Origin of the sequence: Rosenbergiella australiborealis (assembly GCF_018494035.1) — a bacterium.
Taxonomy (GTDB): domain Bacteria; phylum Pseudomonadota; class Gammaproteobacteria; order Enterobacterales; family Enterobacteriaceae; genus Rosenbergiella; species Rosenbergiella australiborealis.
In genome coordinates this window covers 163,942-177,533 of record NZ_JABBFO010000005.1, presented here as the reverse complement: position 1 = coordinate 177,533, position 13,592 = coordinate 163,942, and the positions used below count along the sequence as shown (strand labels likewise).

General features: G+C 46.6%; 9 protein-coding genes. 5 read left to right on the top strand and 4 right to left on the bottom strand.

What is annotated here, in order from left to right; genetic code table 11:
- Positions 1 to 281: 281 nt before the first annotated feature.
- The 3 genes from dusA (at position 282) to HGT73_RS07490 (ending at position 4,370) form a co-directional block, all read left to right on the top strand.
- Positions 282 to 1,334, top strand: coding sequence for a tRNA dihydrouridine(20/20a) synthase DusA (gene dusA, locus HGT73_RS07500; protein WP_214213240.1), 1,053 nt, complete (start codon positions 282 to 284; stop codon positions 1,332 to 1,334).
- A gap of 320 nt (positions 1,335 to 1,654) precedes the next feature.
- The gene (gene dnaB, locus HGT73_RS07495; RefSeq protein WP_214213238.1) at positions 1,655 to 3,058 is read left to right on the top strand and encodes a replicative DNA helicase; all 1,404 of its coding nucleotides are present in this window, start codon (positions 1,655 to 1,657) and stop codon (positions 3,056 to 3,058) included.
- A gap of 127 nt (positions 3,059 to 3,185) precedes the next feature.
- Entirely contained in the window at positions 3,186 to 4,370 is a 1,185-nt protein-coding gene (locus HGT73_RS07490; protein ID WP_214213236.1) for an amino acid aminotransferase, read from the top strand.
- 34 nt (positions 4,371 to 4,404) lie between these two features.
- Here the strand turns inward: HGT73_RS07490 and HGT73_RS07485 are convergent, their stop codons facing one another.
- Positions 4,405 to 5,514 carry a YncE family protein gene (locus HGT73_RS07485; RefSeq protein WP_214213234.1) on the bottom strand — a complete coding sequence of 370 codons (1,110 nt, stop codon included), beginning with the start codon at positions 5,512 to 5,514 and terminating at the stop codon, positions 4,405 to 4,407.
- 59 nt (positions 5,515 to 5,573) lie between these two features.
- Positions 5,574 to 7,745, bottom strand: a complete 2,172-nt coding sequence (gene fhuE, locus HGT73_RS07480; RefSeq protein WP_214213232.1) for a ferric-rhodotorulic acid/ferric-coprogen receptor FhuE — start codon at positions 7,743 to 7,745, stop codon at positions 5,574 to 5,576.
- Positions 7,746 to 8,033: 288 nt separating this feature from the next.
- Here fhuE and HGT73_RS07475 point away from each other — a divergent pair, with 288 nt between their 5' ends.
- Entirely contained in the window at positions 8,034 to 8,453 is a 420-nt protein-coding gene (locus HGT73_RS07475) for a secondary thiamine-phosphate synthase enzyme YjbQ (RefSeq protein ID WP_214213282.1), read from the top strand.
- A gap of 42 nt (positions 8,454 to 8,495) precedes the next feature.
- Here HGT73_RS07475 and HGT73_RS07470 read toward each other — a convergent pair whose 3' ends face one another.
- A complete protein-coding gene (locus tag HGT73_RS07470) occupies positions 8,496 to 9,548 on the bottom strand; it encodes an NAD(P)-dependent alcohol dehydrogenase (RefSeq protein ID WP_214213230.1) in 1,053 nt (350 codons plus the stop codon).
- 52 nt (positions 9,549 to 9,600) lie between these two features.
- Positions 9,601 to 12,429: an excinuclease ABC subunit UvrA gene (uvrA, locus tag HGT73_RS07465; RefSeq protein WP_214213228.1), complete on the bottom strand. Its 2,829-nt coding sequence runs from the start codon at positions 12,427 to 12,429 to the stop codon at positions 9,601 to 9,603.
- Between the two features lie 224 nt (positions 12,430 to 12,653).
- On the opposite strand from uvrA, the gene HGT73_RS07460 reads away from it, so the two are divergent.
- Positions 12,654 to 13,184, top strand: coding sequence for a single-stranded DNA-binding protein (locus HGT73_RS07460; RefSeq protein ID WP_214213226.1), 531 nt, complete (start codon positions 12,654 to 12,656; stop codon positions 13,182 to 13,184).
- The last annotated feature ends 408 nt before the right edge of the window (positions 13,185 to 13,592 follow it).

Here is a 13,592-nt window from a genome sequence, read left to right as displayed (position 1 = left end):
TTGAATTTGTAGCTTTGATTCTAACACAATTCTTAGCTTACGCGCAGAACATGCACTCCCCTTTATCGACTGACAAGCAGGGGGGTGTGAGCATTTTTTCTTCAATACTCTATGAGCGGGAAAAAATCGACGAAGCGTACCGGCCACCCTCACCGCATCCCTTGGCGCGGGTATTTATGTGTTATAGTGATAGTCTTTGCAATTCACCCGTCTGGCACCTCATCAAGCATCGGCATTGCTGGGGGAATATTCCAGTAATATGATGATTTTAAGATAATAATATGTTTGAAAAAAATCCCTCTCACGCCTTATCGTCAGCGAATAGCCATGCTGCCAGCGCTGCGGCGTATTCAACAAACCGTTTTTCTGTGGCGCCAATGTTGGATTGGACTGATCGCCACTGTCGCTATTTCTTGCGTCAGCTTACACACCATACGTTGCTCTATACGGAAATGGTGACGACGGGAGCAATCATTCATGGCAAAGGCGACTACTTAGCCTTCAGTGAAGAAGAACACCCGGTTTGCCTGCAACTGGGGGGTAGCGATCCTCATGACCTCGCACATGCGGCACGTCTTGCTGAGGCTCGTGGCTATGATGAGATCAATTTAAATGTCGGTTGCCCTTCTGATCGTGTTCAAAACGGGCGCTTTGGTGCTTGCTTAATGGCGGATGCATCGCTGGTGGCCGATTGCATCAAAGCGATGAAAGAAACCGTCTCTATTCCTGTGACGGTTAAAACGCGTATTGGAATTGATGAGCAAGATAGCTATCAATTCCTCTGTGATTTCATTGGTACAGTAGCCGAGCGCGGCCAATGCGACACCTTTATCATCCATGCTCGTAAGGCATGGTTATCCGGCTTGAGTCCTAAGCAAAATCGTGAGATCCCGCCCTTGGACTATCCACGGGTCTATCAATTGAAAAAAGATTTTCCACAGCTGACGCTTGCCCTTAATGGGGGTATTAAGACTCTTGAGGAAGCTAAGGTCCATCTTACGCACCTAGATGGGGTAATGGTCGGTCGCGAGGCTTATCAAAATCCGGGTATGTTAGTTGATGTTGATCGTGAACTCTTCGCTAGCACTTCATCCCCGGTTGATTGTGTGGCTGCCGTTGAAGCAATGTATCCCTATATTGAACGAGAATTATCACAGGGTACCTACTTGGGTCATATCACCCGTCATATGTTAGGACTATTTCAAGGGGTGCCTGGCGCTCGACAATGGCGTCGTCATTTGAGTGAAAACGCCCATAAACCGGGGGCTGATTTGCAGGTACTAGAGCAAGCGCTCGCAAAAGTTTCGCGGCAATACCGAGAAAGTGTGAGTTAAGTTAAGTTTTTTTTAACTATCTTCTGCCATGATAGCTCCTAAGCACTGAGATTTTTTGTGCCTTCTGTCCCTACATTTTTACATAAAATCGCCTCCCATTTGGGAGGCTTTTTTATGCTCGGCGACATCCTCCCGACGATTAAACGATCGAGGGTATCCATCATCCGTGCTATCGGTACCGTCTATTTCTCTTTATAAAGGCACAAAGCAGGTCAATCATGGCTATGTGGTCACGCCGAGGTTAACCAAGACTTGGGGCGACAATTAGCGCGAAAAACGTATAATGGGCAAGCCCCTTATCGACGATTGGTATGAACACTATGGCTGTAAACAAACCCTCTCACAAACCGACCTCTCAAGATAAACAGCTTGAGGGAATAAAAATGCCCCCCCATTCAGTGGAAGCGGAACAATCGGTCTTAGGCGGGCTGATGCTCGACAACCAACGTTGGGATAATGTCTCTGAGCGTGTCGTGGCTGAAGATTTTTATAGCCGTCCTCATCGTCTCATTTTCTCAGAGATGCATCGGTTGTTGGAACAGGGGCAACCGATCGATCTTATTACACTGTCAGAATCGCTGGAACTACGCGGAGAGCTCGAGCTATCTGGGGGCTTTGCGTATTTAGCGGAATTGGCAAAAAATACCCCAAGTGCTGCCAATATTGGCGCCTATGCCGATATCGTTCGCGAACGTGCCGTGGTGCGTGAAATGATCTCGGTGGCAAATGAGATCGCGGATGCAGGGTTCGATCCGCAAGGGCGCTCAAGTGAAGATCTTTTAGATCTCGCAGAATCGAGTGTATTTAAGATTGCAGAGAAACGGGCGAATAAAAATGAAGGCCCGCAAAATATTGAGCAAATTCTCGAAGCGACCATAAATAGAATCGAGGCGCTGGTATCGACACCCCATGATGGGGTCACGGGCGTAGATACTGGCTACCAAGATTTGAATAAAAAAACCGCTGGCTTGCAGGGTTCTGATTTAATCATTGTTGCTGCTCGTCCCTCGATGGGGAAGACCACTTTCGCGATGAATCTTTGCGAAAATGCCGCCATGCTACAAGATAAACCAGTACTTATCTTCAGCTTAGAGATGCCCAGTGAACAATTGATGATGCGTATGTTGGCATCCCTCTCGCGTGTTGACCAAACTAAAATCAGAACCGGTCAATTGGACGACGAGGATTGGGCACGTATTTCCGCCACAATGGGAATTCTTTTAGAGAAAAAGAATATTTTTATTGATGATGCTTCGGGTCTAACGCCGACTGAAGTGCGTTCTCGTGCACGCAGAATTTATCGGGAGAACAATGGGCTGAGTATGATCATGATCGACTACTTACAGCTTATGCGTGTCCCATCATTGACCGAAAATCGAACCTTAGAAATTGCGGAAATTTCGCGATCGCTAAAAGCCTTGGCGAAAGAATTGAATGTCCCCGTCGTCGCCCTATCGCAGCTTAACCGTTCTCTTGAACAGCGGGCAGATAAACGTCCGGTTAACTCGGACCTCCGGGAGTCAGGATCGATTGAACAGGATGCAGACTTAATTATGTTTATCTATCGTGATGAGGTTTATCACGAAAATAGTGATTTAAAAGGGATTGCTGAAATCATTATTGGTAAACAGCGGAACGGGCCAATCGGGACAGTTCGTCTCACCTTTAATGGCCAATGGTCGCGTTTTGATAACTATGCCGGTCCGGATTACGACGAAGAGTAGAAATAACCCATCGCAAAACGTTATTTTACGTGATTATATCTTCATTCTTGATTCATTTGATAATAAGGTAGTAACGCGCTGATAACAGCGCTATTCGCATTTTAGCCCCATGATGGAGATATCTACTGTGTTTCAGAATGTTGAAGCTTATGCTGGCGATCCAATCTTATCGCTGATGGAAAAATTCAAACAAGATCCTCGTTCCGAAAAAGTTAACTTAAGTATTGGTTTGTATTATACCGAGCAAGGTATTATTCCACAGCTCAACGCCGTTGCTGAAGCAGAAACGCGTTTACAAGCCTCTATTCATGAGGCATCTGTCTATCTCCCTATGGAAGGGCTGCCAAACTATCGCCAAGCCGTAGCACAATTATTATTTGGTGCGAATATGGCGGCATCTAACATTGCTACGATCCAAACGCTCGGTGGTTCAGGCGCATTAAAAGTTGGGGCTGATTTTCTTAAGCGCTATTTTCCTGACTCGCAAGTTTGGGTCAGTGATCCGACTTGGGAGAACCATATTGCGATTTTTAATGGCGCTGGTTTTCCGGTTAATACCTACCCTTGGTACGATACGACCACTAAAGGGGTAAATTTCCAAGGGTTTATCGACAAATTAAAGAGCTTGCCTGAACAGAGTATCGTCTTGCTGCATCCATGCTGTCATAACCCTACCGGTGCCGATCTAACCAATGCACAGTGGGATGAGACCATTACGATCCTCAAAGCACATAAACTGATTCCTTTTATGGATATTGCTTATCAGGGCTTTGGTGCAGGTCTTGAAGCGGATTGTTATGTAATTCGTCAGGCGGCACAGCATGGATTACCTGTTATCGTCAGTAACTCTTTCTCTAAAATCTTCTCGCTGTATGGGGAACGTGTGGGAGGCTTATCAGTGGCATGTGGCAGTGCAGAGGAAGCTGATCGTGTGCTAGGCCAGTTGAAAGCAGCAATTCGTCGTAACTACTCAAGCCCGCCGGCGTTTGGCGCGAAAGTCGTGGCGACTATCCTGACCGATGAAAGTCTATTTGCGGATTGGAAAGCGGAGCTTGAAGCGATGCGCTTACGTATAGAAGCCATGCGTGAAGCGTTAGCCAGCGCCTTAAAACAAAAAATCCCAACTCAGGATTTCAGTTTCTTAACCTCTCAACGTGGTATGTTTAGCTACACGGGATTAACTCTGGCGCAAGTGACTCGTTTGCGTGAAGAATTCGGTGTCTATCTGATTGGAAGTGGCAGAATGTGTATGGCCGGCCTCAATCTCAATAATGTCGAAAAGGTGGCTACGGCTATCGCCGCCGTGATCTAGTGAAGAAGGGCGCATTCAGCGCCCTTTATTATCGCTATTTGTTAGTTTCCAAACTGATACGAACTAAGCTATCTGGACCTTTTGAAGAAAAATCGCTATTAAAGTCTTGTTTGACAGTGACATACAGCGTTTTCCCGTCGTCAGTCAGTAATAAGCTATTCGGTGAACCGGCAAAATGCCAACGCTGTTTCACGGCATAGGTCGTCGCATCAACACTAAGCACTTGTCGGGATTCACGCTGGCTAATATAGAGCTCATTACGCTGCGCATTGAACTTGATGCTCAAGCTATCACCTGGAATTTTCTTAATCACTTTGCCCGTTTGTTCATCAAACACATAGGTTGCTTTACCCTCTGAATTATCTGTCACGAAAAGGCGGTGGGTATGGGGATCTTCAGCAAAATTTAGGAACAAGTTGGGTTTGCTCTCACCCGACGTCCAACGTTGTTCAATATGGTGTGTTTTCGGATTAATAACCATTATTTCGCCGCTACCGTTACCGGCATAAATACGCTGTGTTGAAGGAGAATAAAGCAGCCCGGTGACCCATTTACCAGCGTGGGTAATACGAGTTTTTAGCCTAAAACTTTGGGTATCAACAACACTGATATAGCCGGGATTAGCTACCGCGCCAATATAGAGTTCATTCCCCACCCATAACATTTCGCGCGCGCCATCAATCTCACCTTTATCGTTCTTTTTACTTAGCGTCAAACGCTGTAAAACTTTACCGCTTGTCACATCAATTTTTGAGACGGTACCATCAACGGAGTTGGTGGTATAGAAAAAGTCTTTACCCGGTTGGCTTACCATTCCAAAATTTTTTAAATCGGTATGGGTGGTGCCGACGACCGTAAGCGTTTCAGGATCGACCTTGTAGAGCACGCCGCCATTGTCTTGTTTAAAACTTTGGGCACTGGCGACATATAAGCGGTTTATTGAAGGGAAAAGTACCATTTCATATAAACCTTCCCCTAAAACTTTCTCCATGACTGAAGAGGGAAGCTTTGCTGCTGTCGCTGTCGTTACGATGGGGACTGTCGTGGTTTTTGCCGTATGTGTTTGGCAACCGCTGAGTAACGCGGCGGTTACGGCGACAACCGCCAATAACCGGGGAGTACAAAAGCATTTTTGTTTTAACATTATAAGTACCTTATCTATAGAGTCCCTGAAAAGTGGGGAAATGATTTCCCCACCACAAATTAGAAGTGATAGCTAAGATTGACTGAATAGTTACGTGATTCGCCATAAACAACATAGTTGCTTAGGTTGGTGTAATAATCGCGATTAAACAGATTCTTCACATTGGCTTGTACAGAGAGCTGACGGGTCACTTGGTAACGTGCAAACAGATCGGCCAGTGGGTAACTTCCCCGGACAACCCGTACGGTATTACCGTTCGCGTCAGTGGTATCTTGGTAGGTAGCATTTTGCCAAGTGATACCGCCACCCACTGTCAGATCAGGCATTGCAGGCACAAGGTAGCTGGTGAATAGTTTAAATGATGTTTGTGGGAGTTCTGGGTTAATCCGATCTTTACTGCTGTCTTGGGCGACATAACGCGATGCACTAAAGGTCATCGCAAGGTTATCGGTAACCGCACCATTGACTTCAAACTCAACCCCACGACTCACCACGCCATTTGCCGATCGGTAGGCGGTTTCACTACTATTGTTGACATAAGTACCAGCGATAGCTTGGCCTAAATGGGTCTGTTCAATTCGGAAGAGTGACAGCGTGGAAGTCAGGCGACTCTCTAACCAATCCGCTTTAAGCCCCGTTTCGTAGTTTTTACCCGTTACCGGCTTTAAATAATGACCGGTAGTGTCGCGATAAGTTTGCGGTTGGAAGATCGACGTATAACTGGCATAAGCAGATAGAGAATCGGTAAGATCATAAACGATTCCCCCATAAGGCGTCAGATTGTTTTTCTGCATCATCGCGCTACTCCCGTTAGTGGTGTACTCGGTATAACGCATTCCTGTCACTAATGAGAGCGGGTCGGTTAACGAGAAACGAGCGGCGACATAACCGGAACGTTGACGAATCGTATCGTTAGAGGAGAGGGCCCATGCAGGCCAATCAGGTTGGGCGATATCTCCCATCCATTGGTTATAGTTACCAATCTGCGCCGGGCTGTAGATCGCTGAAGAGTAATCATAACGGTTGCGTTGGCGACTATAATCGACACCAGCGACTAACTGATGTTGGCGCCCAAATAATGTAAAGGGACCTGTAGCAAAGGCATCTACCGCAGTTTGCGTACGAATACCTTTATACCAGCCCGCATAGCCATAGCCAGTCGATGGTAAGATCCCCGTTGCCTGATCGGGAAAACCACTGAGATAGAAAAGCCGGCTGTCCATCAATGTCTCACCATGCATGGCATTGATATGCGTTTCCCAGCCATTATCAAAGTGTGTGACGAGATTTGCGAACTGTCGACGTGCGAGTGTGTTGTAGAACGTCCAGTCTGCTGCAGCGTTGGTGCTCCGACTGTAATGCGTTTTCTCCCCATTGGTAAACCAAGTAGGGAGTCCCCCCCAAGTCGGGTTACTGGTATGACGTTGTTGATAGTCATAACCCAGATCCAGTGTGGTGTGATCGGTGAGATCGGCGGCCAGATCGCCATAGAAGAATTTTGAGATTTTATGATAACGATCTAACTGGCTATTTTGATCCTGATAGCCGCTGATAACACGAGCGCGCAACGTCCCGCTATCATTAAGCGGGCCTTGTAGATCAGCGACATAACGCTGATTATTCCAACTCCCGTAGCTCGTGCTCAGGTCGCCAATAAAGGTTTTACTCTCTGCTTTCTTACGGATCAAGTTGATCGTTGCTGAAGGGTTCCCCGTCCCTGACATCAGACCGGTTGCCCCTCGGATAATATCAACACGTTGATACTTCGCCATATCATCATCCGTTTCACCAAAGTTCCACGGTGCATCTTGGGTAACCGGAATATCATCGTAGCTATAATTATTAATATAAAAACCGCGGGCAAAGTATGAATAGCGTTCACTATCACTTTGGTTTGATGAAATGCCGGGGCTTTGTTTAAGCACATCATTTAATGTACGAAGATCTTGATCCTTCATTCGCTGTTCGGTAATGACACTGACTGATTGAGGGATATCCCTATCAGTCAAATTCATTTTCGTCCCGCTTCGTGAGCTTTCGACGGTATAACGGTGGCGATCTGGCTGGGGTTGTGAGTCTGAAGTGGTTTGGGCTTTTCCGGTAACGGTGAGGGTCTGTGAAGCAATGTCCTCGGCGTAAGCTAATGGTGGAGTAAGTGCTAATCCAATAGCGGTAGCGAGTAAAGAAAGCGTTGAGAATTTATTTCCTGGTAGTGAAAATGTGGATCTCATGTGTCTTACCTAATTGTCATTATTATGGGCAGCCTAGGGCTATTGTTGTGTTTTTTCGCTTAGCCTATAAAAGCGATGACGAATCATAATGACAATCATTTTCATTATCAATAGTGAGAATTAGTTCAATTTTTTATGTGTGAAGATATTAATGCTAACGGGCTAATGAAAACGGTTATTTCTTCTAACCAACAAGATGAGTCGCAGAGTGCGAACACGGTTTTAACCTCCCGACTCAAGGCGCTGAATGTCTTGCTACACTGTAAAGAAGAGATTAAGGAGAAACATATGTGGCATCAAAAAATAATTCAGCTCAAAGAGAAGCGACGTGGATTTCATCTTATTACTGATGAGGTGTTATCAGCACTGCCTGAGATGACAGCGGTAAATGTTGGACAGCTTCATTTGTTCCTACAGCACACGTCAGCGTCGCTGACACTTAATGAGAATTGTGATCAGACAGTTCGCAGTGATATGGAGCAGTATTTCTTGCGTACCGTTCCAGACAAAGGCGATTACCAACATGATTATGAGGGGGCCGATGATATGCCTGCCCACATTAAATCATCGTTATTAGGTGTCTCGTTATTACTACCCATCTCACGAGGTCGTGTACTACTGGGCACGTGGCAAGGGATTTGGCTTGGGGAGCATCGTATTCATGGCGGAGGGCGTAGAATTATTGCTACGCTACAGGGTAACTCTTAACGAGAATACCGTTCCCTCTGGAAGGGAACGGTAAGTGATTACTTACTTTCTTAATGAATTATTATCGATAACAAAGCGATATTTCACATCACTTTTTAACATACGTTCATACGCATCATTAATCTGTTCGATAGTAATCAACTCAATATCTGCGGTGATATTGTGCTTACCACAAAAATCGAGCATTTCTTGTGTTTCCGCAATACTTCCAATCAGTGATCCGCCGACGGTACGGCGTTTGAAAATTAGCTCAGCGACACTTGGCGCAGGGTGATCGTGTTCCGGCACGCCTACCAGTGCAAGGTGACCGTCACGTTTTAATAAGCGGATAAATGGCGTCAGGTCATGCTGTGCGGCAACGGTGTTCAGAATAAAATCGAAACTATTGACGTGGGCTTCCATCTGCGCGGCATCTTTAGAGATCACAACTTCGTCGGCGCCTAAACGTTTACCGTCTTCAACTTTTGAGGCTGAGGTCGTGAATAGAACGACTTTAGCACCCATTGCATGGGCCAATTTTACGCCCATATGTCCAAGACCGCCTAAGCCGACAATACCCACTTTTTGTCCTGGGCCGACATTCCAGTGACGCAATGGCGAATAGGTGGTGACCCCCGCACAAAGCAGTGGCGCAACACCGGCAGGATCCAGATTTTCGGGAACTTTAAGTACAAAGGCTTCATCGACCACAATATCCGTGGCATAACCGCCGTAAGTAATCGCTTCAGAAAAACGATCTTTACTGTTATAAGTCGCGACAAAGCCATTCTCACAATAGTTTTCTTCCCCGTCCTGACAGCTTGAACACGTCCGGCATGAGTCGACCATGCAGCCCACTCCGACTAAATCGCCGGCTTTAAACTGTGTTGCTGTCTTACCGACTTCAACCACACGTCCGACAATTTCGTGTCCGGGCACGATAGGGTAGAGCGTATTTCTCCACTCATTACGCGCCATATGAAGGTCAGAGTGGCAAACACCACAGTAAAGGATTTCAATCTTGACGTCGTTATCTCGCACTTCCCGTGGTGAATATTCAAAAGGGGCAAGGGGAGATTTTTCATCCCGTGCGGCATAAGCATGAATTTCTGCCATGATAACTCCTCGTAGTTTCACAAATAAGCCCAGTCAAACTGGGCAGGTACAGTTATTTCTTAAGTAGAGGTTTCAAGAACCGTGCAGTATGTGATTGCTCACATTCTGCTACCGTCTCCGGTGAACCAGCAATCAAAATTTCGCCGCCGCCGCTGCCGCCTTCCGGGCCGAGATCGACAATCCAATCTGCGGTTTTGATCACATCAAGATTGTGCTCGATCACGACGATAGTATTTCCTTGATCACGTAACTGATGCAGCACGCCCAACAGTTGTTGGATATCGGCAAAGTGTAAGCCGGTCGTCGGTTCATCAAGAATGTATAACGTTTGGCCGGTACCACGTTTAGAAAGCTCGCGAGATAATTTAACCCGTTGTGCCTCGCCTCCAGAAAGTGTAGTCGCTGATTGCCCCAAACGAATATAAGACAGCCCAACACTTATCAACGTTTGTAGCTTACGAGCAAGCGCCGGAACGGCCTCGAAAAAGTCTTTTGCTTCTTCGATTGTCATCTCAAGCACTTCGTGAATGTTTTTACCTTTATATTTGATCTCTAAGGTTTCGCGGTTATAGCGTTTACCTTGGCACTGATCACAGGGCACATAGACATCCGGTAAAAAGTGCATTTCCACTTTAATGACACCGTCCCCTTGGCAGGCCTCACAGCGACCGCCTTTAACATTGAAGCTAAAACGTCCCGGCGTATAACCGCGAGAACGGGCTTCAGGCACACCGGCAAATAGCTCACGCACCGGGGTGAAGATACCGGTATAGGTTGCAGGATTCGAGCGGGGTGTACGACCAATCGGGCTTTGGTCAATATCGATCACCTTATCAAAGTGCTCTAGCCCATTAACTTCATGGTAAGGCGCGGGTTCGGCGAGAGTTGCACCGTTTAACTGGCGTTGGGCAATCGGGAACAAAGTATCATTAATTAACGTCGATTTTCCCGAGCCAGAGACACCGGTAACACAAGTAAATAAGCCAACGGGGAGCGAAAGAGTCACGTTCTTGAGATTATTACCGCGCGCACCCGCAATACGTAACATTTTTTGCGGGTCGGCTTTGACTCGCTCTTTCGGGACTTCAATGGCTCGTTTACCACTGAGATATTGTCCGGTCAACGAATCTTCATTCGCCATAATTTGATCGACATTACCTTCGGCCACGATCGACCCACCGTGGACGCCAGCACCAGGACCAATATCAATCACATAGTCGGCAGCACGGATGGCATCTTCATCATGCTCAACCACAATCACCGTGTTACCCAGATCACGTAAGTGAATAAGTGTCTTTAAGAGACGTTCATTATCGCGCTGATGCAGACCAATTGAAGGCTCATCCAATACATACATCACCCCGACTAGCCCCGCACCAATCTGACTGGCTAGGCGAATACGTTGGGCTTCTCCCCCCGATAAAGTTTCTGCTGAACGCGAGAGGGATAAATAATTTAGCCCAACGTTGACCAGAAAACCGAGGCGTTCACGGATCTCTTTAAGAATTTTTTCAGCAATCTGTGCTTTTTGGCCATTTAGTGCCAGCTGCTCAAAAAAATCACTGGCATGACCAATGCTCATTTCCGAAATTTCTGGCAATGTGTTGTCGGCCACGAAAACGTTGCGGGCTTCTTCTTTCAATCGCGTACCGTGGCAGCTACTGCAGGCACAGTTACTGATAAACTTCGCTAATTCTTCGCGTACCGCGTTAGATTCGGTCTCTTTATAGCGACGCTTCATATTGTGCAGCACCCCTTCAAAAGGGTGTCGTCGCACAGAGGTGTCTCCGCGGTCATTGACATACTTAAATTCAATATTTGTTTTACCGGACCCATACAGGATCACTTTTTGTATCTCTGTGCTTAGGGATTCAAACGGTGCTTCAACATCAAATTTGTAGTGCTCACTGAGTGAACGTAGCATTTGATAGTAATAGAAATTTCGGCGATCCCAGCCACGTATTGCGCCATTAGCCAAGGATATTTCACGGTTTTGAATAACGCGTTCTGGATCAAAATATTGTTGTACGCCTAATCCGTCGCAGGTTTGACAAGCACCGGCGGGGTTATTAAACGAGAAGAGGCGTGGTTCAAGCTCGCGCATGCTATAGCCACAGACCGGGCAAGCAAAGTTGGCCGAAAAAAGTAACTCTTCGGCTTTATAATCGTCCATATCGGCAACGATAGCAGTACCGCCGGATAAGGCGAGCGTCGTTTCAAAAGATTCAGCCAGACGGGTTGCAATATCATCGCGTACTTTAAAACGATCGACGACGACCTCAATGCTGTGTTTTTTCTGTAATTCAAGTTTAGGTGGATCGGACAGATCACACACCTCCCCATCGATCCGGGCACGAATATAGCCTTGAGCGGCGAGGCTTTCTAAGGTTTTGACGTGTTCGCCTTTACGATCTTTCACCACCGGCGCAAGCAGCATCAATTTTTGCCCTTCCGGTTGTTTCAACACTTGGTCCACCATCTGGCTTATCGTCTGAGCCGCTAAAGGTTGGTGGTGTGTAGGACAACGAGGTTCGCCGACTCGAGCAAAAAGTAAACGCAGGTAATCATGAATTTCTGTGATTGTCCCGACCGTTGAGCGAGGGTTATGTGAGGTTGATTTTTGCTCGATAGAGATAGCCGGTGACAGCCCTTCGATGTGATCGACATCCGGCTTTTCCATCAGTGATAAAAACTGCCGCGCATAGGCCGATAATGATTCGACATAGCGTCGTTGCCCTTCAGCGTAAAGGGTATCGAAGGCCAGCGAGGATTTACCTGATCCAGAAAGACCAGTGACGACCACTAGCTTGTCACGGGGGATGGTGATATTAATATTTTTTAAATTATGGGTTCGTGCACCCCGTACTTCGATCTTATCCATTCACATTTCCCAATTTGGTTGCCTAAATGTTGAGATGACATCGCTTTATATCAATTTCAAGCAGACTCTACAGTATGGCACAAAATTTAACCTGAATAAATATCCAGTAGTTTTCAGTTAATACAATCGCTTTGTGCGAGTGCTCGAAACTATCCATTTTGAGTCACGACGTGCTATCATCCCTCAGATAGTATCTGGGTAATTTTTCATCAGGAGAGAGTGCAATGGCCAGTCGCGGCGTAAACAAAGTGATTCTTGTCGGTAATTTGGGGCAAGATCCCGAAGTCCGGTATATGCCAAATGGAGGAGCTGTGACGAATATTACACTGGCAACCTCCGAAAGCTGGCGTGATAAGCAAACCGGTGAAAATAAAGAAATTACAGAATGGCACCGTGTTGTACTGTTTGGAAAATTAGCCGAAGTCGCTGGTGAATATCTACGTAAAGGATCTCAAGTCTACATCGAAGGTCAATTACGGACTCGCAAGTGGCAAGACCAAGGCGGTCAAGATCGTTACACCACAGAAGTGGTGGTGAACGTTGGCGGCACCATGCAAATGTTGGGCGGTCGTCAGGGCGGCAATGCGCCACAAACCGGTGGTGCGCCCAATAATAACAATGGTTGGGGCCAGCCACAGCAACCACAATCTTCTGGCGCACAATTTAGCGGCGGTGGTCAAGCACCTCAATCGCCTAAAGCACCAGCGGGTGGAAACGAGCCACCGATGGATTTTGATGACGATATCCCATTCTAGAATTTACCGAGTCACACGGTATGCCGTCATTCGTTGCAAGCCCCATGTAATGAACTGACCCGGCATAGTGGATAAGGGTATTTTTGAGATTTTCCCCGACCTTAAGTCAATTAGTCGGGGAATTCAAAGGAATGCCTCAACTCAATTATTGGGGGTTATTCTAATACTGCTTTGCCTCTTCCCCGATCTCACTACTTTCAACACGCAAACAATATCGGTACCGCAGTCGCTAAAGCATCTTCAAGCTGATCAGCCTGTTCTTTATTAGTCTTTGGTGATCTCCTTATGCAATAGCGGTAATGAGCTATCTATCCATTTCAACGTTATACGTCACAAGCTGCTGAGCCGTAATTTATGGGAAATTTTGGACTGCTTACTGAACGGTACCGTATTCAGTCGGGTGTCCAA